The sequence below is a fragment of the Streptomyces sp. NPDC014623 genome (assembly GCF_043088245.1).
Lineage (GTDB): Bacteria > Actinomycetota > Actinomycetes > Streptomycetales > Streptomycetaceae > Streptomyces.
The window spans coordinates 26162-53076 of record NZ_JBIBZU010000008.1 but is presented as its reverse complement, the minus strand read 5'-3'; the positions used below and the strand labels follow the sequence as shown (position 1 = coordinate 53076).

General features: G+C 70.2%; 24 protein-coding genes and 2 pseudogenes. 13 read left to right on the top strand and 13 right to left on the bottom strand.

The genetic code is table 11. The annotated features are described in order from the left end of the window. Window positions 1–5 precede the first annotated feature (5 nt). The gene (locus tag ACF1FZ_RS15075; RefSeq protein ID WP_391773823.1) at window positions 6–812 is read left to right on the top strand and encodes an alpha/beta fold hydrolase; all 807 of its coding nucleotides are present in this window, start codon (window positions 6–8) and stop codon (window positions 810–812) included. A gap of 274 nt (window positions 813–1086) precedes the next feature. On the opposite strand, the gene ACF1FZ_RS15070 is transcribed toward ACF1FZ_RS15075, so the two are convergent. Both ACF1FZ_RS15070 and ACF1FZ_RS15065 read right to left on the bottom strand, forming a co-directional pair. Beyond that, window positions 1087–2547, bottom strand: a complete 1461-nt coding sequence (locus ACF1FZ_RS15070; protein WP_391773822.1) for an amino acid permease — start codon at window positions 2545–2547, stop codon at window positions 1087–1089. A 297-nt stretch (window positions 2548–2844) separates the two neighbouring features. Further along, on the bottom strand, window positions 2845–3753 hold the full coding sequence (locus tag ACF1FZ_RS15065) for an NAD-dependent protein deacetylase (RefSeq protein ID WP_391773821.1): 909 nt from the start codon (window positions 3751–3753) through the stop codon (window positions 2845–2847). Between the two features lie 168 nt (window positions 3754–3921). Here ACF1FZ_RS15065 and ACF1FZ_RS15060 point away from each other — a divergent pair, with 168 nt between their 5' ends. The 5 genes and pseudogenes from ACF1FZ_RS15060 (at window position 3922) to ACF1FZ_RS15040 (ending at window position 8640) form a co-directional block, all read left to right on the top strand. Then, window positions 3922–4500 carry a 1,4-alpha-glucan branching protein gene (locus ACF1FZ_RS15060; RefSeq protein WP_391773820.1) on the top strand — a complete coding sequence of 193 codons (579 nt, stop codon included), beginning with the start codon at window positions 3922–3924 and terminating at the stop codon, window positions 4498–4500. Window positions 4501–4637: 137 nt separating this feature from the next. Continuing rightward, window positions 4638–5342: pseudogene (locus tag ACF1FZ_RS15055) on the top strand (DUF4872 domain-containing protein); the annotation flags it as partial. Window positions 5343–6414: 1072 nt separating this feature from the next. Further along, window positions 6415–6918 carry a metallophosphoesterase family protein gene (locus tag ACF1FZ_RS15050; protein WP_391773819.1) on the top strand — a complete coding sequence of 168 codons (504 nt, stop codon included), beginning with the start codon at window positions 6415–6417 and terminating at the stop codon, window positions 6916–6918. A 435-nt stretch (window positions 6919–7353) separates the two neighbouring features. After that, window positions 7354–8232: an alpha/beta fold hydrolase gene (locus ACF1FZ_RS15045; protein ID WP_391773818.1), complete on the top strand. Its 879-nt coding sequence runs from the start codon at window positions 7354–7356 to the stop codon at window positions 8230–8232. Between the two features lie 66 nt (window positions 8233–8298). After that, window positions 8299–8640 (top strand): hypothetical protein, encoded by a 342-nt coding sequence (locus ACF1FZ_RS15040; RefSeq protein ID WP_391773817.1) that lies wholly within the window; start codon window positions 8299–8301, stop codon window positions 8638–8640. Between the two features lie 262 nt (window positions 8641–8902). Here ACF1FZ_RS15040 and ACF1FZ_RS15035 read toward each other — a convergent pair whose 3' ends face one another. Both ACF1FZ_RS15035 and ACF1FZ_RS15030 read right to left on the bottom strand, forming a co-directional pair. After that, window positions 8903–9145: a DUF6411 family protein gene (locus ACF1FZ_RS15035; protein WP_391773816.1), complete on the bottom strand. Its 243-nt coding sequence runs from the start codon at window positions 9143–9145 to the stop codon at window positions 8903–8905. 318 nt (window positions 9146–9463) lie between these two features. Beyond that, the gene (locus tag ACF1FZ_RS15030) at window positions 9464–10045 is read right to left on the bottom strand and encodes a snapalysin family zinc-dependent metalloprotease (RefSeq protein WP_391773815.1); all 582 of its coding nucleotides are present in this window, start codon (window positions 10043–10045) and stop codon (window positions 9464–9466) included. Window positions 10046–10455: 410 nt separating this feature from the next. On the opposite strand from ACF1FZ_RS15030, the gene ACF1FZ_RS15025 reads away from it, so the two are divergent. Then, a complete protein-coding gene (locus ACF1FZ_RS15025) occupies window positions 10456–10845 on the top strand; it encodes a siderophore-interacting protein (RefSeq protein WP_391773814.1) in 390 nt (129 codons plus the stop codon). A 251-nt stretch (window positions 10846–11096) separates the two neighbouring features. Here ACF1FZ_RS15025 and ACF1FZ_RS15020 read toward each other — a convergent pair whose 3' ends face one another. Together ACF1FZ_RS15020 and ACF1FZ_RS15015 are read right to left on the bottom strand one after the other, a co-directional pair. Further along, the gene (locus ACF1FZ_RS15020) at window positions 11097–11474 is read right to left on the bottom strand and encodes a hypothetical protein (protein WP_391773813.1); all 378 of its coding nucleotides are present in this window, start codon (window positions 11472–11474) and stop codon (window positions 11097–11099) included. Between the two features lie 435 nt (window positions 11475–11909). Next, window positions 11910–12167, bottom strand: a pseudogene (locus ACF1FZ_RS15015) (VOC family protein); the annotation flags it as partial. Window positions 12168–12221: 54 nt separating this feature from the next. On the opposite strand from ACF1FZ_RS15015, the gene ACF1FZ_RS15010 reads away from it, so the two are divergent. Continuing rightward, a complete protein-coding gene (locus ACF1FZ_RS15010) occupies window positions 12222–12494 on the top strand; it encodes an ArsR/SmtB family transcription factor (RefSeq protein WP_391773812.1) in 273 nt (90 codons plus the stop codon). Window positions 12495–12902: 408 nt separating this feature from the next. On the opposite strand, the gene ACF1FZ_RS15005 is transcribed toward ACF1FZ_RS15010, so the two are convergent. Next, the gene (locus ACF1FZ_RS15005) at window positions 12903–13763 is read right to left on the bottom strand and encodes an SGNH/GDSL hydrolase family protein (protein WP_391773811.1); all 861 of its coding nucleotides are present in this window, start codon (window positions 13761–13763) and stop codon (window positions 12903–12905) included. A 489-nt stretch (window positions 13764–14252) separates the two neighbouring features. Here ACF1FZ_RS15005 and ACF1FZ_RS15000 point away from each other — a divergent pair, with 489 nt between their 5' ends. Then, window positions 14253–14786 carry a 2'-5' RNA ligase family protein gene (locus tag ACF1FZ_RS15000; RefSeq protein ID WP_391773810.1) on the top strand — a complete coding sequence of 178 codons (534 nt, stop codon included), beginning with the start codon at window positions 14253–14255 and terminating at the stop codon, window positions 14784–14786. 944 nt (window positions 14787–15730) lie between these two features. Here the strand turns inward: ACF1FZ_RS15000 and ACF1FZ_RS14995 are convergent. After that, the gene (locus tag ACF1FZ_RS14995) at window positions 15731–17233 is read right to left on the bottom strand and encodes a SulP family inorganic anion transporter (RefSeq protein ID WP_391773809.1); all 1503 of its coding nucleotides are present in this window, start codon (window positions 17231–17233) and stop codon (window positions 15731–15733) included. Window positions 17234–17625: 392 nt separating this feature from the next. On the opposite strand from ACF1FZ_RS14995, the gene ACF1FZ_RS14990 reads away from it, so the two are divergent. Then, window positions 17626–18039, top strand: coding sequence for a MerR family transcriptional regulator (locus tag ACF1FZ_RS14990; protein ID WP_391773808.1), 414 nt, complete (start codon window positions 17626–17628; stop codon window positions 18037–18039). Window positions 18040–18386: 347 nt separating this feature from the next. Here ACF1FZ_RS14990 and ACF1FZ_RS14985 read toward each other — a convergent pair whose 3' ends face one another. Beyond that, window positions 18387–19808: a hypothetical protein gene (locus tag ACF1FZ_RS14985; protein WP_391773807.1), complete on the bottom strand. Its 1422-nt coding sequence runs from the start codon at window positions 19806–19808 to the stop codon at window positions 18387–18389. A 143-nt stretch (window positions 19809–19951) separates the two neighbouring features. Here ACF1FZ_RS14985 and ACF1FZ_RS14980 point away from each other — a divergent pair, with 143 nt between their 5' ends. Beyond that, window positions 19952–21223 carry a molybdopterin-dependent oxidoreductase gene (locus ACF1FZ_RS14980; RefSeq protein WP_391773806.1) on the top strand — a complete coding sequence of 424 codons (1272 nt, stop codon included), beginning with the start codon at window positions 19952–19954 and terminating at the stop codon, window positions 21221–21223. A 310-nt stretch (window positions 21224–21533) separates the two neighbouring features. On the opposite strand, the gene ACF1FZ_RS14975 is transcribed toward ACF1FZ_RS14980, so the two are convergent. Genes ACF1FZ_RS14975 through ACF1FZ_RS14965 form a run of 3 tightly spaced genes read right to left on the bottom strand, consistent with a single transcriptional unit; the run spans window position 21534 to window position 23700 of the window. Beyond that, window positions 21534–22319, bottom strand: coding sequence for a class I SAM-dependent methyltransferase (locus ACF1FZ_RS14975; RefSeq protein ID WP_391773805.1), 786 nt, complete (start codon window positions 22317–22319; stop codon window positions 21534–21536). Further along, on the bottom strand, window positions 22316–22960 hold the full coding sequence (locus ACF1FZ_RS14970) for a DUF2064 domain-containing protein (protein WP_391773804.1): 645 nt from the start codon (window positions 22958–22960) through the stop codon (window positions 22316–22318). Before ACF1FZ_RS14970 ends, ACF1FZ_RS14975 begins: the two co-directional genes overlap by 4 nt. After that, a complete protein-coding gene (locus ACF1FZ_RS14965; RefSeq protein WP_391773803.1) occupies window positions 22957–23700 on the bottom strand; it encodes a glycosyltransferase family 2 protein in 744 nt (247 codons plus the stop codon). The genes ACF1FZ_RS14970 and ACF1FZ_RS14965 overlap by 4 nt, the downstream gene beginning before the upstream one ends. 114 nt (window positions 23701–23814) lie before the next feature. Here ACF1FZ_RS14965 and ACF1FZ_RS14960 point away from each other — a divergent pair, with 114 nt between their 5' ends. Then, the gene (locus tag ACF1FZ_RS14960; protein WP_391773802.1) at window positions 23815–24666 is read left to right on the top strand and encodes a response regulator transcription factor; all 852 of its coding nucleotides are present in this window, start codon (window positions 23815–23817) and stop codon (window positions 24664–24666) included. Further along, window positions 24663–25769, top strand: coding sequence for a sensor histidine kinase (locus ACF1FZ_RS14955; protein ID WP_391773801.1), 1107 nt, complete (start codon window positions 24663–24665; stop codon window positions 25767–25769). Before ACF1FZ_RS14960 ends, ACF1FZ_RS14955 begins: the two co-directional genes overlap by 4 nt. Window positions 25770–25792: 23 nt before the next feature. Here ACF1FZ_RS14955 and ACF1FZ_RS14950 read toward each other — a convergent pair whose 3' ends face one another. Beyond that, entirely contained in the window at window positions 25793–26854 is a 1062-nt protein-coding gene (locus tag ACF1FZ_RS14950) for an NAD-dependent epimerase/dehydratase family protein (protein ID WP_391773800.1), read from the bottom strand. Window positions 26855–26915 lie beyond the last annotated feature (61 nt).

Sequence of the window (26915 nt, the reverse complement as noted above, 5' to 3'; positions counted from 1 at the left end):
GGGCCATGGGCGGCTACGCGGATCTTCCCGGTGTCAGGACGTGGTACGAGACCGAGGGCACCGGTGATCCACTGGTCCTGTTGCACGGAGGTTTCTGTACCAACGACACGTGGGGGGCACTGCGTGCCGACATGGCAGCCGGCAACCGTGTCTTCCTCCCCGAACGGCGTGCGCACGGGCACACCTCCGACGTCGCAGGGCCGCTCTCGTACCAGGACATGGCCGGTGACACGGTCGCCTTCCTGGAGGCGGTGGTGGAGGGACCGGCGCATCTGGTGGGCTGGAGCGACGGGGGCGTCGTGGCCCTGCTCGTTGCCATCGCCCGGCCCGACCTGGTCCGCAAGGCCGTGGTCGTCGGGGCCAATTTCCGGCCTTCCGCCGAATGCTTCGCCGAACCGGCGATGCTCGACGCGATGACGCCGGACAGCACCGAGCTCGCGTTCTTCCGGGAGCTGTACGAGGCGGTCGCACCGGACGGCGCGGACCATTGGCCGGTGGTGGCCGCGAAAGTGATCGACATGTGGCGCACCCAGCCGACGCTCCCCCCGGGGGACCTCGCCCGTATCGAGGCACCCACTCTCGTCATCGCAGGCGATGACGACATGATGACGCTGGAACACACGACCGCCCTGTACCGCGCCATTCCGGGGGCACAGCTGGCCGTCGTCCCCGGCGCCTCTCATCTGGTCCCGCTCGAGAAGCCGGCCTTGGTCGCCCGGCTGATCACGGAGCATCTCGCGCAGGGCGAGGTGGAAACGATGCTTCCCGTCCGGCGCGCTCCGGCATCCACCTCGGGGGCCTCCGCGCCGTAGTCCGTCCGCTTCGACGCGGGCCGTGCACCGGCCCGTCAGCGGCGCCCGGCGCTCATGGCTTCAACCGCGCTTTTCGCCGGGTGTGCTTTCCGGCTCGCGCGAAGGGCGTCTCGCCCTCTCCGGGCGGGAGATAGGGGCACCGAGAGCCTCCCGTCCGGAGGCGGCTGCCTCCGGACGGGAGCCGGCTGCCTCCGGACGGGAGCCGGCCGCCTCCGGACGGGAGCCGGCCGCCTCCGGACGGGAGCCGGCCGCCTCCGGACGGAGCGGAAGAGGTTCAGGCGTCCTGCCTGGCCCGCGCCATCTCGTGCACACGTCCGCGGACGAGGAACCAGCCGCCGACCAGCGCCGCCGCGATCAACGGCAGGAACATCACGGTGGTCCGGCCGATGCCGCCGCCCCACCACATCAGGAAGACCACCCCGGTCAGGAACAGCAGGGTGACGATCTGGGTGTACGGGGCCCAGGGCAGGCGGTAGGAGGGCCTTGAAACCCGGCCGTCCCGCGAGCGGTGCCAGAACACCAGGGAACAGAGCATGATCATCCCCCAGGTCCCGAGGATCCCGATCGACGCGAAGTTCAGGACGATCTCGAACGCCTGGCCGGGCATCACGTAGTTCAGCCCGACCCCCAGCACACCGAAGCCCGCGGTCAGCAGGATGCCGCCGTAGGGCACCTGCCCCTTGTTCATCAGGCCGGTGAAGCGGGGCGCGGAACCTGACAGGGCCATGGAGCGCAGGATGCGGCCGGTGGAGTAGAGACCGGAATTCAGACTCGACAGGGCCGCGGTCAGAACAACCAGGTTCATCACGCCGGCTGCACCCGGTACACCGAGCTTGTCCATGACGGTGACGAACGGGCTCTGGTCCCCCGAGTAGGCGGTGTAGGGCAGCAGCAGCGCGAGCAGTGCCACCGAGCCGACGTAGAAGAGCCCGACCCGCCACATGATGGAGTTGATCGCACGAGGCATGATCTTCTCGGGGTTCTCGGTCTCGCCGGCGGCGACGCCGCACAGCTCGACCGAGGCGTAGGCGAAGACGACACCCTGGATCACGAGCAGCATCGGAAGTGTGCCGACGGGGAAGACACCGGTGTCCGAGACGGTGGACAGACCCGGGGTGTGGCCGTCCACGGGATGCTGGGTGACGACGAGGAAGATACCGATCAGCATGAACGCGACCAGGGCCGCCACCTTGATGATCGCGAACCAGAACTCCATCTCGCCGAAGTACTTCACCGAGATGAGGTTGGCCGCGAGTACCACGGCGAGGGCGATCAACGCGAGGATCCACTGCGGGATGTCGCTGAACATGCCCCAGAAGTGGGCGTATGTCGCCGCTGCGGTGATGTCCGCGATCGCAGTGGTCGACCAGTTGAGGAAGTACAGCCAGCCGGCCGCGAAGGCGCCTTTCTCGCCCATGAACTCACGGGCGTAGGAGACGAAGGCACCCGACGAGGGGCGGTAGAGGATCAGCTCACCCAGCGCGCGCACGACGAAGAAGGCGAAGACGCCGCAGAGGGCGTAAGCGATGGCGAGCGAGGGGCCTGCGTCAGCGAGACGCCCGCCCGCGCCCAGGAAGAGCCCGGTGCCGATCGCGCCGCCGATGGCGATCATGTTGATGTGGCGGGACTTGAGGTCCTTGCTGTAACCGGCGTCGCCGGCGTCCACGTGGGGGGAGTTCGCCGCCGGTGCACCGGCGGCGAGCTGATCGGCTGCTGTGATGCTGCCGTCACTCATGGAGAGGGTTCGCCTTTGTGAGGGGAAGATGGTCGGTCCCGGCCGGTTCCCGTGGGGGAGGCATCCGGCGATGGCTCGAAGGCGCATGATCAGGAACCCTGCGATTCTGGCAGTGCGTCCTACCTTTCGAAAACAAATCTGAGGTATTTCTGAGGTTTCGTCGCAGTAAAGTAAGTGAGATCCCCCCGCAGGGGTGAGGTGGGCGTGGTCAGTGCTCCCCGGCGGCCGGTCGATCCTCCTCCGTGCCGGGCCTGTCGTCAGACAGGAGGACGGCACCCTGTGCGCGGGCGGGCCCCGTCAGTCACGCCGTCCTGGCACCTCGTCCTCGACGGGGATGCCCAGGCGGCCGGCGGCTTCGGTCAGGGCCGCTCCCAGTGGGAGCTCGATGCGGGTGACGGCGTGCTGGTCGCCCCGGGTCGGGTCCCGGTTGACTATCAGTACCGGCTTTCCGGCCTGCGCCGCCTGGCGGACGAAACGCAGCCCTGACATCACCGTCAGTGATGAACCCAGCACCAGGAGCGAGGTCGACTCACGGACCAGTTCGCGGCAGTGCTCGACCCGCCGTGGGGGGACGGCTTCTCCGAAGAACACCACATCCGGTTTGAGGATGCCGCCGCAGACCGTGCAGGGCATCACGCGGAAGTCCCTGGTCTGTTCGTCGGTGAGATCGGCGTCGCCGTCCGGGTTGAGTGCGGCAGCCACCGGCTCGAAGCCGGCATTGGCCTCCTCCAGCCGCCGGGCGAGGTCGCTACGCGGGCTCAAGGCGCCGCAGGAAAGACAGACGACCTGCTCCAGGCTTCCGTGGAGCTCCACGACGTCTTCGCTGCCTGCGGCCCGGTGCAGACCGTCGACGTTCTGGGTGATCACGCCCGAGAGCAGGCCGTGCCGCCCGAGCGCAGCCACGACTCGGTGCCCGGAGTTGGGGCGGGCCCGGCCGAAGGTGCGCCAGCCGAGGTGGCTGCGCGCCCAGTACCGCCGCCGGGCCCGCGGACCGGCGGTGAAGTCCTGGTAGGTCATCGGGGTGTGCCGGCTCAGGCTCCCACCCTCGCCCCGGTAGTCGGGGATGCCCGACTCCGTGGAGATGCCCGCCCCACTGAGCACCAGGACACCACCGGTGCCCAGCGCGTCGGTGGCCGGCTTCAGATCCGTGGTGCCCGGCGGCAGGTCCTCGGGAGGTGCCCAGCTCAGTGTGGGGCGCATGCGCATGCCCCCAGGGTACGGAACGGGGCTGCCGCCTCCCGGCCCGCCACCGACAGGAACGTTCCGCGAAAGGGGCAGCCGCGCGGGTGACGGAGCGGTCGCCCGCCATCCACCTATAGGTTCGAGCACATCCCGTCGGAGGACGGGTGCAGACCCACGCATGAGGGAGCTCGTATGGCCACCATCCATCGCACCACCATGACGCCCACCAAGCTGGAACTGCTCACCGGCTGGCTGCCGAAGCAGAAGTGGTACGCCGGCGATGCGGAAGCGCCGGAACTGGTCAAGGCCGGTGGGTTTCGTCTGGACGATCCGGAGGGCGTGGTCGGGATCGAGTTCATGGTTGTGGCTGATGCCACCGTGCAGGAGCCGACGGCGTATCTGGTCCCGATGGGCTACCGGGATGTGCCGCTGGAAGGCGTTCCGGACGAGGCGCTGATCGGTACTTCCGCGCATGGGGTGCTCGGCACCCGGTGGATCTACGATGGCGTCCATGATCCGGCGGTGACGGGGCAGTTGCGTGCGCTCATGCGTGGCGAGGCGATGCCGCAGCACCAGAGCGAGAGCGATACTCCTGACCCGACCGTCACTGTGCACGGGCCTGTCCCCGGCGAAGGGTTCGACGTCCGGATCAATCGAGTCCTGCGGTCGGCGGAGGCCGCGCAGGGGGCGTCCGGCCGACTGGCAGCCGGGTGGACCTGGCCGGACGGGACAGCGGTACGGGGCGTACTCGCGGCCGTCACGCCCCGGTAGGAGATGGCGCCCGCAGGACAGGTGTCCGGTCCTGGCCGACGTTTCGGGCGTTCGTCCCGCCCTCGTCCTCATGTTCTTCCTGCTGTGGCCTTCGCTGCCGAGGCGGCAGGTCGCGGCCCCACCGGCAGAGGGGAGGGCTCGCCAGCCACCACCTGGCCTACTCCGGGCCGAAAGCGGACTTCGGCGGTCACGTCGTCGCCATGTACGGCTACGACGACCTCGACGCCTTGCTGGTGGGCACCCACCAGCAAGGCGGAAGGGTCTCCACCGGCCTGACCAGCCTCGCCCGTGCCAGAGCCGCGCGCGGTCCGATGGCCGCCAGGTACCGTTCATTCACCCTCACCGCTCCGAGGAACCCGCCCCGCCCACAGGAACGGATCGTTCCCGCCCTCACCGCCTGCGCCGACGCCTTCCTCGACCCGCCCATCGCCGACCTCGGTCACCGAGGCATCGAGAAGGCCGGCAGACTGATGCGCACATGGCTGCAGCGGACCGACGACCCGCAACGGGACCTACCGCAGACTGCCCTCCTGATGGAAGAGGCAGGAACCGGCGGAGCCCTGTTCCGTAACCTCTACCGCGACTTCCTCGCCGAATGCACGCAACAGATCGACAGCACCCACCCGCGCACCGGCCACCGGCTGTACACCGAGGCGGCCGTCCTGTGGGCAGAAGCCGCATCACTGATCACAGGAGCCGGTGAATCGGGCGACGTGCAGAACCTCGTACAGGCAGGCACCATCCTCTGCGATCTCTCACGCATGGAACGCGAGGCCATGCAGGCGCTGGACTCACTGCGGCCGGGTGCCGAACGATCTTCGCGGACATGGGAAAGCACATGAGGCGTGTGCGCGACCGGTGAGGGGCTCGGCGCAGCTCAGCGGTCCTCGTTGCCCGCGTACCGGGTGGCCGGACCTCCGGAGAACGCCCTGACCGCCGTACGCATCGAGTACGGCTCGGGCGCCCCGCCGAAGCAGTTCGCCGTCGGCGCACGTCGCGGCGGACCCGGTCCCTGCGGCCGATCGTTGTGACGACGCGTGGCCGCCGGCTCCTGTCGTAGCGGAGGGGCAACATTGAGAGGCGGGCCCGCACGGCGGCGGGACGGTCGTCGCAGTGTGCGGACCACGAGGAACGGGATGCACGTGACAGTGCTGTCGTGGACATCGCCCTGGTGGTGCACGGCACCGTGCGTGCCGTCGAGCGGGCTCTCCCGCTCGGCCGCGCCGGCGGACGCCGGTCCCCGCAGCAAGCGCGGTCATCGGAAGCGTCACCGCCCACATGGTCCATGGACGCCCGGTCGACGTCATCATTCCTCGTGAACATGATCGCGAGCCTGCCGGGCGTCACCGACAACAGGCGGGGGAGGGGCACAGGGCCAGGTGCGTCGCTGTGACGTCCTCATCGGCCCGGACGGCGGAGACGACCTCCGCACAGACCCCTGGCCGGTGCGGAATCGAGCACCGCCTCGGTGCACGTCGCGCAGGAGTACGGCCTCGTGGTCGGTCTTCCCGGTCCGGCGGTGCAGAGCCAGCCCATGCGCCGGCCGGGTCGCGTCCTCGCGGTCCACGTCCTGAAGGCGGAGGATGGTCCCCGCGGTCCGAGGATGCCGGAGGCCGTGGTGGCGTGCTCACGGCCGACGTCCCCGTAGCACTCCAACAAATCGGCAAAACCAGAATTTTTAGGAAGAAACCGTAGGTGAGCTGGGAGAGGTCGGGTGTGCCGGGGTGGTGCCGTCCCGGGCGCGCAGGCGGATGGCACAGTCCGCGGACAAGGCTCTCCCAGCCGTTGAAACTCCACGGGACAGCGGGTGAAGCAAGAGATGGCGGAGCGAGGCGGTCAGGGCCGGCCGCGAGGACACCGCCCCGGCCGAGCAGTATGCTCGGCCGCTGGATCGACGGACCGGAGGTGTAGCGCGTGCGCCTGCTGCTGACGTCGGACACGCACCTGCCCAAGCGGGCCAGGCGACTACCCGGCTCCCTCCTCACCGAAATGGATGCGGCGGACATCGTCTTCCACGCCGGTGACTGGGTGGACACAGCCGCTTTGGACCTGTTCGAGGCGCGTGCGCGACGCTTGGTGGGTGTCTTCGGCAACAACGACGGCCCGGAGCTGAGAGCCAGGCTCGACGAGGTCGCACGTGTCGAGTGCGAAGGTCTCCGTTTCGGTGTCGTACACGAGACGGGGGCGGCGCAGGGCCGCGAGGGCCGGTGCGCAGCTCGCTTCCCCGATCTCGACGTCCTGGTGTTCGGGCACAGCCATATTCCGTGGGACACCACGGCTCCGAACGGGCTGCGGCTGCTCAATCCGGGCTCGCCGACGGACCGGCGCAGGGAGCCGTACTGCACCTACATGACCGCTGAGGTGTCGGGCGGCCGGCTCATGGACGTACGACTGCACCGTCTTCCGCGTCCTGCCTGAGGAGGATGCAGGCAGCAGTGCACAACGGCTCCGGTCGTGCGAGCGGCTCATGACGCCCGGGCGGGTGTGCCCCTTGAGCGCGGTGCGCCTCCCGTCGCCCGCCGCCTCCCGCGGACCGGGACATGGCGGGGTGGTCCGCATGGGTGGGTGGCCGGCCTCTCCGTCCGTCGGGGCCAGGGACCCGGGGGAAGGAGCCAGCCGGAGGGGGTGATACCGGTTGCGCCGGTGATCTTTCGCTGAGTAGTGTCCCCGTGGAATATCGGGCAACTGTTCGCGTGTCCCTCGATCGACGCTCCGCGTTCGGTGGGTATTCCCTGCTGTACGCAGACAACTCCCGGCGGGCGGCGCAGAGCAACGAACCGACCGGCGTCGTGCGGTGTGCAGGAACGGATCGATCCGCACCGTGTGCGGTGCACAGGCAGCACAGATCAGAGAGTGAGCAGACAGATGCAGCCGACGTTCGTCCTGGTCCATGGAGCGTTCGCGAACTCCTTCTCCTTCGCGCCGCTCCAGGCGGAACTCGGCCTTCTCGGGCACCGGTCGGTCGCTGTCGACCTCCCCGGCCACGGTTTCGGGGCAAGCTGTCCGAGCGCCTATCAGGCGCCGCAGGATCTCGAGGGACTCGCCACCGCGCCCGGCTCGCTCAAGGGGGTCACGCTGGCCGACAACGCCACTCACCTGATCGGGATCCTGGAACGGGCCAAGGAGAACGGGCCCGTGATCCTCGTCTCGCACAGCCGCGGCGGTGTCACGGCGACTGCTGCGGCCAACGCACGGCCGGACCTGGTCGACCGCATCGTCTATGTCGCGGCTTGGTGCCCGGTGGATCTGGATGTGAACGACTACTACGCCGAGCCGGAGATGGCGACGGTCGACGCCGCATCGCTGACCCATGCCTTGGTCGGGAACCCGGCTGAAATGGGTCTGTTGCGCGTCAACTTCCGGACCTCGGACCCCGGAGCCCTCGCCGCGTTCAAGGCGGCCTTCCTCGCCGACGGCACCGACGAGGAGTTCCTGACTTTCCTGAACACCTTCCAGCCCGATGAGAACCTGGACGTAGGCAGCTCCGCCGACCGGGCGCAGGCCGCGACCTGGGGCCGTATCCCCAAGACTTTCGTGCGTCTGGCCGACGACGCGAGCATGCCGCTCGCCATGCAGGACCGGCTCATCCGCGAGGGCAACGCGATGACGCCGGACAATCCGTTCGATGTCCGCACCCTCAGAAGCAGCCACCTGAAGTGGCTGATCACTCCGGCGCCGGCGGCAGAGCTCCTGGGAGAACTCGGTGCGCTCGTGGCCCGGCCTTCCTGCTGATGGGCAGAGTGAGACGGGGGGCGCCTCACCGGGCGGTATCTGCGCATATGGGGCAGTCTGAGTCAGGTGGTTCCTTCTGTGCAGCCGGAGCGGACGCCCGACGGCCGGTACGTCGTGGTGGGCGGTCGGCGGTGGCGGGCGACAGACCCTGAGATCCCCGAGGACATCGCGACCGACCTGCGCCGTCACCTCATGGCGGCCCGGCGTGCGGTAGCCGCTTCGCGCCGCAATGAGGACGCGGCAGCCGAGGGCCTGGCCCGGAGCCGGGTGCACGCGGCGAAGGTGGCGCTCGGCGAGCGCGGCACTCCGTGGTGGGAACAGTCCTCCACCGAGCGACGACTTCGCTGGGAGGCCGGGGCCGCCGAACTCGATGCCGGCCGAACGGAAGAAGACCATTCCGCACCGTAGCCGTCCGCGACCCGCAGAAGTCCTTCCCCGCTCCGGGACATTCCACGGAGCGGGGCCGGAAAGCGGCTGATCCGCGATCGATCTGCTTCGAACCGGAAATCCCGCGCGCCGCACCGCACGATGAATGTCCACAAGGGCGGATAAGCCCCTCCGGTCGGCGCGCGGTGGACCGCAGCGGTGTTCGTGGCGAATTCCAGGCCCCTACCACTCGAGGCGCTTGGCCGGGTAGGCCGTGGAGCGAGCCGGGTCTGCGGCGAACCGGTCAGAACGGCATGTGGCCGCGGGCTCGGCGGCCGGCGGAGCCGCTGTTGCCCACGGCCTTGGAGCTGCTGCGGAACGGCTTGCTGAAGACGCGGCCCAGTACGCCCGGGGCCTTGCCGCCGGCGCGTGATCCGGCTCCGAGAGTTCGCTGGGTGCCACGCTCGGGGTGGCGTGACAAGCGCGGCACGAAGAAGGCAAGGACGGCCAGAACGATACAGACAGCGACGATGCCGGCAATCATCATGGAAAGCTCCCTTGGTTGATGTGTTCTGCCGTCTGCCCTCCCGGACCACTGGTATGCACCACCGCTTCGTAGCTGTTGCCGTACGCGGCGAGGCCGGGCCGTCCGAGGGCAGCAGACCCTCGACGGTCTCTGTGCGCTCCCGGCGGCGGCGAGCGCACGGAACCGGTGACGGTGGCCACCGTCACCGGTCGGCGACGCACGTGCCCGCTTCGCACGTCACCCTGCGGCCCGGCCGCGAATCGTTGCAGGGAGCAGTTCCAGCCGGTGCCGGCAGGCCATGGGGTGGAGTCGGCTGCCCAGTGACTCGTCAAACGGCTTTCAGGGCGTCTCCACCAGGATGCGGCCGTCGGCGGGAGTGAGAGAGGCACTGCCGCTGGCGTAAGCGGAATTGACGCGGGCTCGTTCAGTCGCGTTCGGAACTGCGTTCCTGCAACTGGTGCCTGCGCTCGACCCTGACATCAGCTGGGAGCACGGGCCAGGCTTGGTGTCGGGAAGGCCCAGGCTGTGCCCGATCTCATGGGCGGCGATGCGGGTCTTGTCGTGCCCCTGGGATACCGCTTGGCTGCCGAGTTCGACACGAACCTGTCCGCCCGGGCGGACAGGGCCGAGTGTCGCCTGCGGCCAGCCGCTGGTGGCGACGATCTGTATTTCGGCTCGGGTGCCAGGTGCGGCTTCGATCAGTCTGACGTTGCCGACGTTCTGGTTCCATGAGGCGACTCCCGCGGTAATCGCCGCTTCCCAGCCGCCTGCTCGGCTGTCGTCGTATCGGAGTGTCACTACCGCTGCCGTGTTCTTCGCTGCTGTCGACTGCGCTGGGGGAGCGGCGTGCGCGGCTGTCGCTGTGGCCAGGGTGACTGCGGCGGCGGTGCCTGCTGCCTTCAGCCATAAGGAGTGCGGCATAGCTGTTCCTTCGCTCGTGGGGGCTCGGGCCGCTCGGGACGGAGAGCGGGGGAGGGGCTGCATCGGCGGGGTGGCCGACTGCAGTTCTCCCAGGGCCTTAGAGCTATGCCCAACCCTCCAGACTTATCATGCCCCTGTCATGAACATGGGCCGGAAAAGAACCTTGGGCGGGCCGGATCCGTGAGCCGCTTCGGGCCTCTCGCCGTTGTTGCGCGGAGGTCCGGGACGCCGTACGCGTGCTGGGCGGCCGTGCCGCTAAGCGGTGGCGCGTTCACGGCTGGAGTCGGTGTGGTGCTCAACAGCATCGCGCAACTAAGCTAAACCTAACCTAACAACGGTGTCCCTTGTTCAGGAGTGCTTCTTCGATGTCCCCATCGCTCGTAGCCGATCAGGTGCCACCGCAACGGCCCATGCTCGTGACTGTCGCCGGGGTGCGCCGTCTCACGCCGCGAATGGTCCGGATCACGCTGGCGGGGGACGGCGTGGGTGATTTCCACTACGCCGGCCCCGACCACCTGGTGCGGCTGTTCCTCCCGGTCGGTGAGGAGCTGCAGCTGCCGACCAGCTCCGACTGGTGGGCCGAACTGCAAGCGATGCCCGCCGATCGACGCCCTGCCGTCCGCAACTACACGGTTCGCCATATCGACCATGCCCGACGTCGGCTCGACATCGACTTCGCGTTGCACGGGGACAGTGGTCCGGCCTCCGCCCGGACGGTGGAGCGTCCGGAGTGGCCGCAGATCTCCTTGCAGCGGATCCTGGCCGCTTCGGCCTGTGGGCCGGCCCCGGCGGCGTCCTGATGGCAGGGCTGAAAACGCGCCGAAGCCGGACGCCGGCCGGCGGATGCGAACTTCACGAGGAGGACGGCTCGTCCTCCTCGTGCGTGTGGCGACGACGCCCTCGCCGGCCTGGCGTCGGATTCCATACAGGGGTGGGCGTCGGCGTCGAAGCGGGGCCGACGCGAGCCATCACGTACGGCGTCCGGTGAACTGGCGGGCTGTCAGGAAGGGTCTGGGGGATCCGGGAACGCAAAGAGCGAGCGTTTGGCGGGTCACCAGCAAGGACTGCCGTCATCCTCGCGCCAGGCCACGTTCGTGACGGTCATAGGCACGGTGAAGTAACTTCCCTGGCCCCTGCTGACGCATGCCGTGGACGCAGGCGCCTGCCCCTCACCCTGGACGACGTACGTCATCGTGACGTCCCGGGCGGTGTTGTTGTAGAAGATGTGGCCGGGGGCGCTTCCGGACCATTCGCCGTCCGTTGCCAGCGATGGAGGTATGTCGGTGTCGCCGTACCACCAGTCGGGCCAGACACAGAACGTGCCTGCCGGGCAGTTGCCGGGAGCCCATGCCGACGCGCTGGGCGCAGATGCCATCACGCCGAGGAAGGCTGCGGGGACGGCTGCTAGGGCGATGGTCCTTAAACGCATGAGGGGCTCCACTTCTGAGACGTCGGATCACGCTAACAGCGCAGATGTTGAAAGATCAAGCGTTGAGCGCTGGTCCGGTTCCGGCGATGCGGAGTGACGGCCGGCGCCGGTTCGGCAAAGGCCTGTCGCTTGGCGTACGGGTCCCGACTGTGCGTCCAGGGCGTGTCGAAGGTGAGCGAAGCCGCCTCGGCGCGAGGTCGAGGCGGCTTCGGTTCTCCGGTGTGACGGACGGACGGGCGAGCGGAACGGAGCGATGCTGTCGCCTGTTGCGGCAGAGGTTACGGCCGCCGGTCCGGGACATTCCGGGTGGCCGGGGGTTCCGTGGCTTCCGCCGTTCCACAGCAACGGCAGACGCCCGTGACCAAGGCGGTTCTCGTGCTTGGACAAGGTTGTCCGTGGTGCGAGACCGACAGGAAGACCTCGGCTGTGCTCCGGTCAGCTTTGACCTGCTGTCGGGTCCATCCACATGATCTCCCATGTGTGCCCGTCCAGATCGTCGAAGGCGCGGCCGTACATGAAGCCATGGTCCTGGGTTTCGCCCGTGGCCGAGCCACCGGCGGCGATCGCCTTGTCGACCAGTTCGTCGACCTTCTCACGGCTGGGGGCGCTCAACGCGAGCAGCACTTCGCTGGACGTGGCCGAGTCCACGATCTGCTTCTTCGTGAACTCGCCGTACCTACGGTGGTCGTGCAGCGCATCGGCCTGCATGCGCCTCTCCAACGGGACGGAGCCCAACTCGCGATCCCCATGAGCGCCTCCCCGGACACGAGACCGCTCATCGCCCCCGTCCTCGGAGCAACCCGCCTGGCGATCCTGAACAGTCTCACCGAACCGTGCACCACCACGGCGTTGGCCGCTCGACATCACCTCACCCCCGGCACGGTCTCCTTCCACCTCTCCCGCCTTCTGGCCGCCGACCTCGTGGTACGCGAACGCAATGGGCGGCACGTTCACTACCGCCATACCGCGAGGGCCCGCGCCCTCCTGTGCCCGGCGCCCCCGGCCGGTGAGGGGGAGTAGCGGTCTGTGGAGGAGACCGGACCAAGCGGCTTTCCCATGATGTCCTGGCGTCCGTGGACAGAACGCCTGGGATTCCTACCGCTGTCGAGTGCCCCTGAACCACCTCGCCACCCTGCTACGCGGTTACCTTCGGAGCTTGCCCATGTCCTTGACGCTGGGTGGTCCCTTGGGGAAAGAGGGCGGGAACCGTCGGCGACGCCCTCTCGTCGCGGTACGTATCGGAGCCGTGCCCCTTGTCGCCGAGGCGGCTCCGGACCGTTCACGGAGGCCGGCGACGGGCGGGATGCCGTCGGCCAGGACAACGTCAGCAAAGACCAGGTAACCGCCGAGCAGGCAGGAGAGAGCATGCGCCGAGCCGTGGCGGTACAGCCCCGGCCGGTCACCGCTGCGTTTCACAGGCGCCGCTCGTCACCCTGCCGATGTCGCGCGGACGGACGCGGCGAGGGCAGCACCGATGGCCCGGGCGCCTGAGGCGTTCGGATGCAAGGGCGCAGCTGGACGCGTGGGGGCGGCGCCCTCGATGTAGCGGTCGGCGGGGGCGGCGCAGGTGTCGTGCCCAGCGCCCAGGGCGTAGGTGTCGACGAAGTGGGCGCCGCGCTCCTGGGCCACATGCTTCAGTACGCCGTTGAGGTGGTTGACCACGCCTTGGATGTAGTTGGCGTCCTGCTTCCAGAAGGGCTGGGCGGGGTAGCAGCCGTCGGTGCGGAAGTAGTTACCGTAACCGACGACGAAAACGCTGGCGCGTGGCGCCCGCCGGGTGATTTCGCCCAGAGCGGCGGTGAGGGCCGGGGCCCAGGCGTCGATGCGGGCCCTGACCTTGTCGGTACCGCCGGCGGTGTTCTCTTCCGCGCAGCTGGTGCCGTGGGGCCGGGGCAGGATGTTCACGCAGCCCAGTGCTTCGCTGAAAAGGTTGGCGTCATTGCCGCCGATGGTGACGCTGACGATGTCGGCATCGGGCGCGAGAGCATCGAACTGAGGCGCGACCCCTAGGTGCTGCATGGTGCTCAAATGGTTGACGGTAGCGCCGGAGCAGCTGACGTCGGTGAGCTCGGCACCAAGGGAACTGGCCGCGATATGCGGATAGTCGGCCAAGGAGCGCTGGCACGTCGGATCGGCCGGGTCGAGGGGCGGCACCAGTGGCGTGGCCGCGAAGGAATCGCCGAGCGCGACGTACCGCAACGGTTCGTCCGCGGCCGTGACCGGTGACGTGGCCGATACGGCACCGACGGACATAACGACGGCCAGGGCTACGCGCAGAGTTGTCTTCAAGGACGGCTCCAATCGGAACGAGGGGACACATGATCCTTCGAGCATGGCCGAGCAGGTGTGCCGCCGCACGCGGTCCGCAGCCTCACGCAGGAGGGGCGGCTGCTGATGACGGTACCCCCCGTTCGCGTTCCGGCGTTGCCTGACCAGAGCACCACCGACCCGCGTCGCCCTCCGTTACGCCTGCTGCCGTAACTCGGTACGCAACGCGTTACGGCAGCAGGCCCGCATACAGGGAACGCATCGAGCCGGTCGCGCACCCATATCGCCCCCGTGCCGTCCGGTTGCCTCCGCGATCCGCGCGGTCAGAGAGGGAACCCGCTCACCGGAACGGGGGCGGAGGGGCAGCGGGCGCCTCGACGGCTGGACCGCCGGAATGATCCGAGCGTGCCCGTCGACCATGCTGCCGCACTGCGAATCCCCGAGGTCCCCGACGGAGCCAAGCTGAGTCGGAGTTCCTGTTCGTCCTGGTCCTGTCGGTAGACTGCGGGGGTGCGCACGGTTGAGCTTCTGTTGGACGAAGCGGCAGAGCTGGTGGTGCGGGAGGCCTGGCGGCGGCTGGCGGATGCGGGGCTGCCCAGTCAGGCACGTCACCGTTCACCGACCAACAGCCCGCACCTCACCCTGGCCGCCTGCCCGGAGCTGACCGCTCCCATCCGTTGGGAGCTCGCCGAGGTGGCCGCCGCCCTGCCGGTGCCGGTGCGGTTCACCGGTGTGGTCCGCTTCGAGCGGCCCACTTCGGTGCTGGCCTGGGCACTGGATCTCGACTCCGCGCTGGCCGGCTTGCACCGCCGGGTATGGGAGGCGGTGGCCTCGGACAGCCCACCCGGGAGCCTCAGTCCCTTTCATGAACCCGGGCGCTGGAGTCCGCACATCACCCTGGGCCGTACTCGGCGGGCAGGTGCCTTCGGTGGCCGGCGGGTCCCCGAACTGCTGCCGGCGCCGCCGTTGTCGGTCCGGCTCATCACCTTGCGCAGCTATGACACCGAGACCGGTGCTCTGGAGGTGTGGGAACCCCGCTCCTGAGGGCGCCCCGGGGCCCACCGGCCGGCGCCCTCCGCCGAAGTGCGGCAGTGGCCGGCGGCACCGCCCGTGATACCTCTGCCGTCGCAGCGCTCCTTGACCTGCTCATCCTTCGAGCCGTACGGACGGATCCAGCCGAACGGTTCGACGGCGGGCTCGAGGAGTGGTCAGGATCCGTGGACGGGAGGCAGCTTGCCGGTCCGTTTGTCGGCGTACTCGGGAGAGTGCCCAGGCAGGTGCGAGCGAACGAGGGCTTCCGCTGTTCTTCTGATGCCACGCCGAGCCGATCGTTCGCGTAGGTGTGTGTCTCGGAGGGCTTACGGCAGGCCTTGCCGCGTCCTGCGGACGTGGTGGTGGAGACAGACAGTGGAACAAGGCGTGAATGCCGTTGTGCTGCGAGCGCGTTCTTCGTGTGCGCTCGGCGGGGTGCCCGCAGAGGGGAAGCGGCCGGGACGCATACACGGACGGTACGAACACGGATTGCGGACGGGTCGTCGGGCGGGCTGCCGGTGGTGATCGTGCTACTGGTCCGGCGGTCCGAACGCCTCATGACGGACTGCCCAGCGGTCAGGTTCGCCGAACAGAGAACCGAGCTGGCCCGCCCGCGTGCCCGACACCCTCCGTAATACACGATCTGCTGCCCGGATCGCGCAGACGCTCGCCGGACGGCGCGGTGCGCGACTCGACCGAAAACCGGGTATGCCGACTGCCGAAGACACCATGCTGCTACCACCGCGGGGCAGCCCACTGGAGGAGCCAGGCGCCGTGCGAGTTCTGGGTGGCGACGGATTCGCCCTGCGGTTCACGCGTGCGCGTGGGGGATCTCGAAGGCACTCCGCAGACCTTCCGGCGCCTCCTGCGGCCCTTCGCCGGCGTAGGACCTCTTGAACGGCCGAGGGGCCCCGGCGCTTGTACCGGGGCCCCTCGGCCGTGAGGCTGCGAAGGGCTCAGTGGCTGGTGAGTTCCCCTGTGAGCTTGCCGTGGAGGTCGGCACTCAGGTCGTTGAGGCCGATGATTTCCACTGTCTTGCCGCGCTGCTTGTACTTGGTCTCGACGGCGTCGAGGGCGGCGACCGAGGAGGCGTCCCAGATGTGGGCGGCGGACAGGTCGACGACGACCTTGTCGGGGTCGCCGGCGTAGTCGAACTGTCCTACGAGGTCGTTGGAGGAGGCGAAAAACAGTTCCCCGGTGACGGAGTAGACCACCGTGGTCCCGTCCGGGGCGGTGACGGAAGCGACACGGGCGAGGTGGGCGACCCGCTTGGCGAAGATGACCATCGCGGTGACGGAGCCGACGACGACGCCGATGGCGAGGTTGCCGGTGGCGACCACCACGATCACGGTGATGGCCATGACGGCGATCTCCCCGGCCGGCATCCGCTGCAGCGTCTTCGGGGCGATGGAGTGCCAGTCGAACGTCGCGAACGACACCATCACCATCACCGCGACCAGGGCGGCCATCGGGATGTCGGAGACGACCGGTCCGAAGACGATGCACAGCACCATCAGGAAGGCGCCCGCGAGGAATGTCGACAGCCGGGTCCGGGCGCCGGAGACCTTCACGTTGATCATCGTCTGGCCGATCATCGCGCAGCCGCCCATCCCGCCGAAGAAACCGGTCACGATGTTGGCGATGCCCTGACCGATGGATTCGCGGGTCTTGGAGGAGTGGGTGTCGGTGATGTCGTCGACCAGCTTGGCGGTCATCAGCGACTCCATCAGCCCGACCAGTGCCATCGCGAAGGCGTACGGGGCGATCGTCGTCAGCGTGTCCATCGTGAAGGGCACGTCCGGCAGGCCGGGCGCCGGCAGCGAGGAGGGCAGCTCGCCCTTGTCGCCCACGGTCGGCACCACGATGCCGGCCGCGACCGTGATGACGGTCAGGATGACGATGGACGCCAGCGGGGCCGGGATCACCTTGGTGACCTTCGGGAAGAACACCATCAGCGCGAGACCGCCGATGATCAGCGGGTAGACGGCCCACGGCACGTCGTGCATTTCCGGGACCTGGGCCATGAAGATCAGGATCGCCAGTGCGTTGACGAAGCCGACCATCACCGAGCGCGGCACGAACCGCATCAGCTTGGCCACGCCCAGCGCACCGAGGACGATCTGGAAGACACCGGCCAGGATGACGGCGGCGATCAGGTAACCCAGGCCATGTTCGTGGTTCAGGGGGGCGATGACGAGCGCGATGGCGCCGGTGGCGGCGGAGATCATCGCCCGCCGTCCGCCGACGATCGAAATGACGACGGCCATGGTGAACGAGGCGAACAGACCGATCGCCGGGTCGACCCCGGCGATGATCGAGAACGAGATCGCTTCGGGGATGAGGGCCAGGGCGACCACCAGGCCGGCCAGGATCTCGGTGCGCCAGACCTTCGGATCGCCCAACCAGTCGGGGCGCAGGCCGCGCAGCCGTGCGGCGGGAGTCACTGCAGAAGAAGACAAGGGGACGAGTACCTGTCGTGCTCAGGCACGCCCCGTCGGCAGGCCGGGGCGTGCGGGAGGAATGCGCAAGGGCCGGGCCGGCACCCTGCGGACGGCCTGGAAGCCGAAGAGGAGGGCGGAGCCGGGGCCGGGTGCGGGCGGGCGGCCGGGCGGCTCACATCTGGTGGCAAAGGGTCACGGCGGGCAGGCGGCGACGATCGGCGTCCTGGGCCCGCGCACGCTCTCTCCCGCAAGAATCAGATCTTCGCCGGGGGCGCCATCGGCCCCGGAACGTCAGTGGCGGGGCAGGCCAGCCACCCTCGCCATCAGCAACTCTACCCTAACGTTAGAGTAGAGATCGGTGGCTGGACGGAACGCGGCCTCCCTCGACGAGAAGGGCCAGGGGCACGGGCGTGGACGACAAGCACATGCAGATCGGCGAAGTCGCCGCACGGACCGAACTGTCGCTGCGCACCATCCGTCACTATGAGGAGACCGGCTTGGTCGCCCCCTCCGCGCGCTCCCAGGGAGGCTTCCGCCTCTACACCGAGGCCGATGTCGCCCGGCTCATGGTGATCCGCCGGATGAAGCCGCTGGGCTTCACCCTGGAGCAGATGCGCGACCTGCTCGACGCCACCGACCGTCTCGATGCCACCGACCACCTGGATGCCGGTGAGCGGGAGGCCCTGCTGGAGCGCGTACGTGTCTACGAGCAGGCTGCCGTCGATCAGGTGGAGAAGCTGCGTGTCCAGCTGGCCCGGGCCGAGGAATTCGCCGACACTCTTGGCGCCCGGCTGGAGCCGGGCGTGTCCGCCGTCCGGTCGTGACGGCCGGCCCCGGGGTCCCGGTCGGCGGCGGATATCTGCCGGCGTCAGCTCTTTCTCACCACGGCCGGCGCACTCGTCCGGCTCACAGGTGGATTCCTGCTCCCGTCGGCCATGGCGGAGCGTTCCGTCGTGGACCGGAGGTATGCCGTCGAGCGGCGGCCGAAAACCCTGTCCGGGCGGTCGGTCCACCACTTCGTCGAGGAGCTCGTCACCGAGTGCAGTCGCGTGGATGTGCTGGTGGCCGGTGCGGGGGCGCCGGCCCGAGCACCATGGCGACATCGGCCGTCGACCCCTCCCCGCGACCTCCGGGTTCACGTTCGTCCGGGGACGAGTCCTGTGGCGGGCCGTCACCACCCCGTCCACAGAAGATGATTGATCAGCAGCGCCACAACCGCCTGCGCTGCCAGCCAGCTCCTGTGGTCGTGCCGGGGGAGCAGCGCGGCCGCGGGGAGCAGCCAGAGGATGAAGGGCTGCCAGATGCGCTCCGTCTCGGCCTTGCTCATCCCGGACAGGTCCGCGGCGGCGATGCTCAGCAGCGCCGCCAGAACGAGCAGGGCCAGGCACGTTCCACCGGTCACCGTGCCGCTGCCGCGGCCTGGAAGCAGGTTGCGGACGCCTGAGGGGACCACCGCCGCGACCGCTCGCCGTAGTCCGGCGACCGTGGCGAGGCCTGCTGCCAGGGTGGCGCAGGCGAGATTGCCCCACACCCAGTAGGAGTACGGACGGACACCGCCCGCGCCCTGGTAGTAGCGCTCGACCAGCAGATGGTAGGCCTCCCACCAGTTGAATCCGGCCACGGTGAAGGCGACGGGGGTGACCAGCGCCCCGGCGAGGAAGGGCAGGACGGGCCGGGCGGTCCGGGTGAGCAGGAGGACGGCGCCCAGGAGTACGCCGATGAGGGTGAGGCCGTAACTGAGGTAGCAGGTCAGCCCGAACAGCAGACCGGATCCCAGGGCGGCGCCCCGGGTGAGGCGGGTCCTTCCGGTCGCGGCGAGAGCGAGCAGGGCGATCGACCAGGCGGCCACCCCGGCGAAGTAGCCGTCGGCCGAGGTGCCGGTCCAGACGGCGGACGGAGCGAGTACCAGGAAGGGGGCGGCGCGGCGGGCGAGGTGTTTTCCGGCCAGGGCACGCACGGCGACCAGGACGGCCGGCACACCCGACGCGCCGAGCACGATGCACCAGACCCCGGCCCAGGCACCGCCGCCGAGGCCGACGCGGTCCAGGCCGACGAAGGTCAGCGTGGCGCCCGGCGGGTGGCCGGCGACATGAGCGGGCCAGTTTCCCGGCGGCCCGATCAGGATGTGGTCGGTGAAGCCACGCAGCGCCGACGGGACGTCCTCGAAGCGGTCGATGACCCTCAGGTACTCGTGCTTGGTGGTGAGCCGACGGGCGACACCCCGGTACCAGCCCTCGATCAGGGCCAGCGAGAGGATCCAGGCCAGGGAGCCCGCCCACGCGGCGGCCAGGAGGCGGCGCCATGGGAGCCGGTCCGCGAGGCCGGGGCCGTATGCGACGACGGCGGCCGCGACGACCGCGGCGGCCGGGGTGCCGGGGCCTACGTGCGGGTCCCAGGAGGCGAGCAGCGGCGGCCAGCGGACCTGCAGGCTGCCGTTCGCGTTCTGGACCGCCCACCCCACGGCGGACGCCACCGCCACCAGCAGCAGACCCATCGCGGCGGCGGCGAGATCCCGGCGGCGGTCCTTCCGCCCGCCGGGGGGGACGGACATCCCGGCGGGGAGGGTGCTGTCGCTGCGCTCCTCGGTCTTCACAGGGGCACGTTATGCACGCCGGTGCCCCGAGCGGCGGTGCGACGCCACCGCGTCACACAACTGTCAGATCCTCCGGGTGACGTCAGACTTCCGTCAGGAGTCGTACACCCCTCGCGGCCGGGAGCCCGGCATAGCGTCGGCGCATGGACGACTCACGTCTCAAGACCTCCGCGCGCCCCGCCGTGCCGCCGCTCCCCTCCGCGCCCGGGTTCTGGCGCAGCCCCGTCCGGGGTGCCAGGTTCACCGCGGTGCTCGGAGCGGCCCTCCTCGCCGGGATCACCCTGCTGTTCGTGACCGGCCTGCTGTCGTACGCGGCGTACAACCCGGACCTGGCGGCGGTGAACGACAAGACACCGGACAAGGGGCTGCTGGGCTTCTACCTCTTCGCCTGGCCGACCGGCCCTCACTGGCTGTACCGCCTCACCCAGGGGCTGCACGTGACTGCGGGCATCGTCCTCGTCCCCGTCCTGCTGGCCAAGCTCTGGTCGGTGGCCCCGAAGCTCTTCGTCATGCCGCCGGCCCGGTCCGTGGCGCAGGCTCTGGAGCGCGTGTCCCTGCTGTTGCTCGTGGGCGGCGTCCTGTTCGAGTTCGTCACCGGGCTGCTGAACATCCAGCTGGAATACCTGTTCCCCGGATCCTTCTACCCGCTGCACTTCTACGGGGCCTGGGTGTTCGTCGCCGGCTTCGTCGCACATGTGGGACTCAAGTTGCCCCGGACCCTCCGTCTCCTGCGGCACGGCATTGCCCCCACGGAGACGGACGAGCTCGCCACCCCCACTCCCGCGTCCCCGACCCTCTCGCGGCGCGGCGCGCTTGCCGTCGTCGGAGCCGGGTCGCTGCTCCTGCTGGTCACCTCGGCGGGCCGCAGCTTCGACGGCCCCTTGCGCCGCATCGCGCTCCTCACTCCGCGCGGCGGCGCCGAGCCGGGAGAGGGGCCCAACGGCTTCCAGATCAACAAGACGGCCGCCAAGGCGGGCATCGTCCTGGCGGACACCCGGGAGCGGTGGCGGCTCACCCTCGTCGGGCCCGCAGGAGAGGTCCGGCTCACCCGCGCAGAGCTGCTCGCCATGGGCCAGCACAGTGCGGCACTGCCCATCGCCTGCGTCGAGGGATGGTCGACCTCCGACCAGTGGTGGCGGGGGGTGCGCCTGCGTGACCTCGCCGCGCTCGCCGGACACACGGACAGGGAGCAGCCCGACGTCCTGGTCGAGTCGCTCCAGCCCAGCGGTCCCTTCCGGACCGTCGCCCTCCGGGACAACCAGGTGGCGGACCCGCGCTCGCTGCTCGCGCTCGGCGTCAACGGCGAGGAGCTGTCCCTGGACCACGGCTACCCGGCGCGGATCGTCGTACCGGCGGCCCCCGGCGTGATGAACACCAAATGGGTGACCCGGATGACCTTCGGAGGAGTGCGATGAAGAGGCTTCGCCGCCGGTACGGAGGAGGACCGCTGCACCTGGTCCTGATGGCAGCCTCCTTCGCCCTCGCCGGATACGCCGGGGTCCGGCTGCTGGAGGGCGGCGACACCTACCTCGTCGTGCTGTGGTTCGTGGGAGCCGCCCTGATCCACGACCTGGTGCTGCTGCCGCTGTACACACTGGCCGACCGGACCATGGCCGGGGCACCGGGGCGGCGGAGGGGACTGGTCAACTTCGTACGGGTACCCGCGTTCCTGTCCGGGCTGCTCCTGCTGATGTGGTGGCCGCTGATCACGCGGAACACGCATCGCTACGAGCCGGCCTCCGGAATGTCCCCCGACAGGTTCCTCGGGAACTGGCTCCTGATCACCGCGGTGCTGTTCGCGCTGCCGGCGCTGTGGCTCGTGGTACGCGCCGTGCGGTCGAGGCGCAGGGTGACGAAGAGGCGCCCGTCGGCCTCCCACTGATCGGCGGGCCGCCAGCCGTGCAGTCGCGCGTAGCGCAGCAGCGCGGGTGTCCCGAGGCGCGCCCAGGGGAAGTGGGTGCCGGGCGCAGCCGGTGCGCGCCCGTCGTCCAGCCGGACCTGTACGCGTTCGTCCACGTCCTCCGGGGCCGTCTCGGCGAGGAGGAGGCCGCCGGGGACGAGCAGCGCGGCGGTCCGGCGGAGCAGGGCGCCGGGGTCACCCCCGATCCCGAGGTTGCCGTCGAGGAGCAGGGCCGTGCCCCAACGGCCCTCGTCGGGCAGCTGGTCGAAGACGCTGCGGTGCAACGCCGAACCGCCGAGGCGCCGCGTGTGGGCCACCGCCGCTTCGCTGACGTCGATTCCCAGGGCGCGGTGCCCGTGTGCGGTGAGGGCGGCCACCAGCCGGCCGGGCCCGCAGCCGATGTCGACGACCGGCCCCTCGCAGCGGCGGAGCGCCGAAAGGTCCGCCGCGTCGGCGTCCGCGCACCAGCGTTCGACATCCAGCGGCAGCAGCCAGCCGTCCGTGCGGCGGAGGAAGAGAGGGCCCCGGCCGGTACGAAGGGCGTGGGCGTACGGATCGGCGGCCCAAGCGGTGGGGCGTCCCGGGCCGGTGGGCGGCAGGGTGGTGCTCATCGGACCGCCGCCCGGGTCAGCCGGGCCAGGGTCGCCGCGAACTCCCCGTGCGGCGCGGCCTCCGCGACGTGCCGTGCGTCCGCAGCCCCGTCCACGTCGCGCAGTTCCGGCAGATCGCCCACGGTGAGACCGGCGTCGGTCAGGCGGGCCCGCTGGGTACCGCCGGTGTGCGGCAGCGACATCGGGACCCCGCGGATCAGATCCGGCCGCGGCTCGGCCAGGCCGAGGGCCCAGAAACCGCCGTCCTCGGCCGGTCCGAACCAGGCGTCGCAGCTGTCCCAGCCGTCCGGCGACAGCGCGGGGGCGAGGTGCGCGGCGGTCAGCTGGGGCGTGTCCATGCCGATCAGGAGGGCCGGGCCCGCGCACTCCGCGAACGCGGCGGCGATGCGCTCGTCGAGGCCGCCCGCGCACTGGGGCCGTACCTCGATGCCGGGCGGCAGCCAAGGGCCCGGTCGTCCTTCGAGGACGAGCACCCGGCGACGGGCCGGCAGCGTGCGCACCTGGCGCAGGGTGTCCGCGAGGGAGGCCGCGGCGAGCTCCGCGGCCTCGTCGGGGGTGAAGGGCGGGGTGAGCCTGGTCTTGACCCGGCCAGGCACCGGCTCCTTGGCGAGGACGAGCAGTGTCGTCGGCCCGGGCGTCACCGGCGGGCTCCCGCACGCACGCTGCCCGTCCCGGTCGGCGCGGCCGGAGGCCGACGCAGCACGGCCCGCATGTCGCGGACCGCGTACCAGGTGCCCCGCCATGTCCCGGTGACCTTGGACCTGCCGGTACGGGCGCGGTACGGCACATCCGTTTCTGTGATCCGGAGCCCGGCGTCCGACGCCCGGACCACTACCTCCAGCGGATAGCCGCTACGGCGATCGGTGAGATCCAGGGCCAGCAGAGCCTCCCGGCGGGCCGCCCGCATGGGCCCGAGATCACGCAGCCGCAGACCGGTCCGGGCACGGAGCATCCTGGAGAGGGCGATGTTGCCGGCGCGGGCGTGCGCGGGCCAGGCACCGAAGCGCTCCGGACGTCGTCGGCCGAGCACGATATCGCTCTCGCCCCGGGCCACCGGGGCGACGAGGCCGGGAAGCAGCGCCGGATCGAGGGACCCGTCGCAGTCGCAGAAGCACACGAACGTGGCGGTCGCGGCGAGCAGGCCGGCGTGGCAGGCGGCCCCGAAACCGCGCTGCGGTTCGTGCACGACGGTCGCGCCGAGCGCTCGCGCGACGTCCGCGGACCCGTCGGTGGACCCGTTGTCGACGACGACGGCGCGCCAGCCGTCCGGAATGCGCCCCAGCACCCAGGGCAGGGCCGCCGCCTCGTCGAGGCAGGGCAGCACGATGTCCGCGGTGACGGAGGCGGTGAGTTCAGCCGAAGAGTCGTTCACGCCGATCACCCTACGGAGCAAAAACCGGCATTTCGGGCTTCAGGTTCTTACGAAACGTGGACATCGACCGTGTGGCGGCACACAGCCGCCCGACGCGCGGCGCGGGGATGCCAAGGTTGCGGTATGCAGAACAGCCCGTTCGACCTCACTCCCGGCCAGGCTCCCCACACCGCTCACGGCGTCGGGGCGTGTCCCGGGAATCCGGTCAGGCCCGGCGACCCCGCCCGGGAACCGGCGCCGGACCCGGCCCACGGATCCGGGTCGCGCGGGCGGGTACTGGTCGTCGATGACGATCCGACGGTCGCCGAGGTCCTCGCCGGATACCTGGACAGGGCCGGCTACGACGTCGAGCGGGCCGGTGACGGTCCCGGGGCACTGGAGCGGTTCGCCGTGAACCGGCCCGACTTGGTCGTCCTCGACCTGATGCTGCCGGGCATGAACGGATTCGAGGTGTACCGCCGGATGCGCACGTACGGACCGGTGCCGGTCATCATGCTCACTGCGCGGGGGGACGAGGAGGACCGTGTACTCGGTCTGGAGACCGGTGCGGACGACTACGTCACCAAGCCCTTCAGTCCGCGCGAGCTCGTCCTGCGTGTCGCCTCGGTCATGCGGCGCTCCAGGCCCGGCGCGCCGGAACAGGGAGGCGCGGCCATGAGGACACTCACCGGAGCCGGACTCTCCCTCGTCCCCGGCGCCCGCAGCGTCACGCTCGACGGGCGCGTGCTCGCCCTCACCCTCCGCGAGTTCGACCTCCTCTCCTTCTTCCTGCGTCACCCCGGCCGGGCCTTCGCCAGGGAGGAACTCATGCGCGAGGTCTGGGGATGGGACTTCGGCGACCTGTCGACGGTGACCGTCCACGTCCGGCGGCTGCGCGGCAAGATCGAGGCGGACCCGGCGGACCCCCGGCTGATCCGGACCGTCTGGGGGGTCGGCTACCGGTGTGACCTGCCGGACGACGGGGAGCCTTCATGACCGACACACTGCTCATCGCACTGTTCGCGTCCCTGGGCGCCGGCGCAGCGGGTCTGCTGGGCGCACTCGCGCTGCGGCTCCTGCGCCACCGTTCCCTCGTCGTCTCCCTGGCCGTGGTGGCCGCGGTCGCGGTCGTCGCCATGCTCGCGGGCACCCTTGCCGTCGCCTGGGCGATGTTCCTGTCACCGCACGACCTCGAGGTGGTCACGACCGTCGTCGCCATGGCCGCCGTGGTGTCCCTGGCCACCGCGATCCTGCTGGGCCGCTGGGTGGCGGCCAGGAGCCGGGATCTGGCACTGGCCGCCCGTACGCTCGGTGAGGGAGGTACATTCGCCGTCCCCCAGCAGCGGACCACCGCCGAGTTCGCCGGGCTCAGCCGTGAGCTCGCCGCCACCAGCGCCAAGCTCGACGCGTCGCGGGAGCGCGAACGCGCCCTGGAAGCCTCCCGCCGCGAACTGGTCGCGTGGATCTCGCACGACCTGAGGACACCACTGGCCGGACTGCGCGCGATGTCGGAGGCACTGGAGGACGGCATGGCCGCCGACTCCGGCCGATACCTGCGCCAGATCCGCACCGAGGTGGAGCGCATGAACGACATGGTGGGCGACCTGTTCGAGCTCTCCCGTATCCATGCCGGATCGCTCGCCCTGAGCCCCTCCCGTGTCTCCGTCCACGACCTGGTCGCCGACGCCCTCGCGGGAGCGGACCCGCTCGCCCGCGAGCACGGGGTGCGGCTGATCGGGCACCGCGTCGACGCGGTGCCCGTCGAGGTCGACAGCAAGGAGATGAGCCGGGTCCTGGGAAACCTGCTGATCAACGCGATCCGCCGCACACCCACCGACGGGACCGTCGCAGTGGCCGCACACAGCCGGGCCGGCGGCGTCGTGCTCTCGGTCACCGACGGGTGCGGTGGCATCCCCGAATCGGACCTGCCGCGGGTCTTCGACACCGGATGGCGCGGTACCCATGCCCGTACGCCCCCGGCCGGGGCAGGGCTGGGCCTCGCCATCGTGCGCGGCATCGTCGAGGCGCACTCCGGCCATGCCGAGGTCCGGAACGTAGCCGGCGGGTGCTGCTTCGAGGTGACCCTGCCCGCGCTGTGAGGGAGCCCGCGGCGCGGACAGGGTCAGACCTGGCCGCCGCGCAGCGCGGCGGCCGCGAACTCCGCCATCCCCTCGGCGAATCCCACCGCCGGTTTCCACCCGAGCTCGTCACGGAGCCGCCGCGAGTCGGCCGTCACATGCCGCACGTCCCCGAGCCGGTACCCTCCCGTGACGACCGGATCCGGCCCCCCGCAGGCCGAGGCCAGAGCGGACGCCATCTCGCCGATGGTGTGCGGCTCCCCGCTCCCGGTGTTGTACACGGCGAAGGAACCCCGCTTCCTGCCGCCGAGCGCCGCCAGCGCCACCACGTTGGCCGCGGCCACGTCCCGTACGTGCACGAAATCACGCCGCTGCGCCCCGTCCTCGAACACCTGGGGGGCCTCACCCCTGGCCAGGGACGAGCGGAAGAAGGAGGCGACACCGGCGTACGGGGTGTCGCGCGGCATCCCCGGGCCGTAGACGTTGTGGTAGCGCAGCGAGACGGCCCGCCCCCCGGTGTCGCGGGCCCAGGACGACGCGAGGTGCTCCTGCGCGAGCTTCGTCGCCGCGTACACGTTGCGCGGGTCGGTGGGAGCGTCTTCGGCGACGAGGCCCGGCAGCAACTCCGCACCGCACCACGGGCAGTACGGCTCGAACCGGCCGGCCGCCAGATCACCCTCCGCACGCGGCCCGGGCCGGACCGTGCCATGCCGTGGGCAGTCGTACCGGCCCTCTCCGTAGACGACCATCGATCCGGCGACGACCAGATCGCGTACTCCCGCCGCCGCCATCCCGGCGAGCAGGACGGCGGTGCCGAGGTCGTTGCAGCCGACGTACTCCGGCGCGTCCGCGAAGTCCTTGCCCAGGCCGACCATGGCCGCCTGGTGACACACGGCATCGACGCCCGTCAGCGCTCCGGTCACCTGTTCCGCGTCGCGCAGGTCAGCGATCACTGCCCGCGTCCCCGAAGGAGGCCGGTAGGAGGCGTCCGGATGGGCGGTGGGCAGCAGGGCGTCGAACACCACTGGTTCGTGCCCCGCCGAAGCGAGTGCCTGGACGATCTGTGCTCCGATGAATCCGGCTCCGCCGGTAACCAGTACGCGCATGGCCACCACGCTAGGCCCGCCGGTGCGAGCCGGAGGGCTGCGGTACGGGCGTGTCACGCAA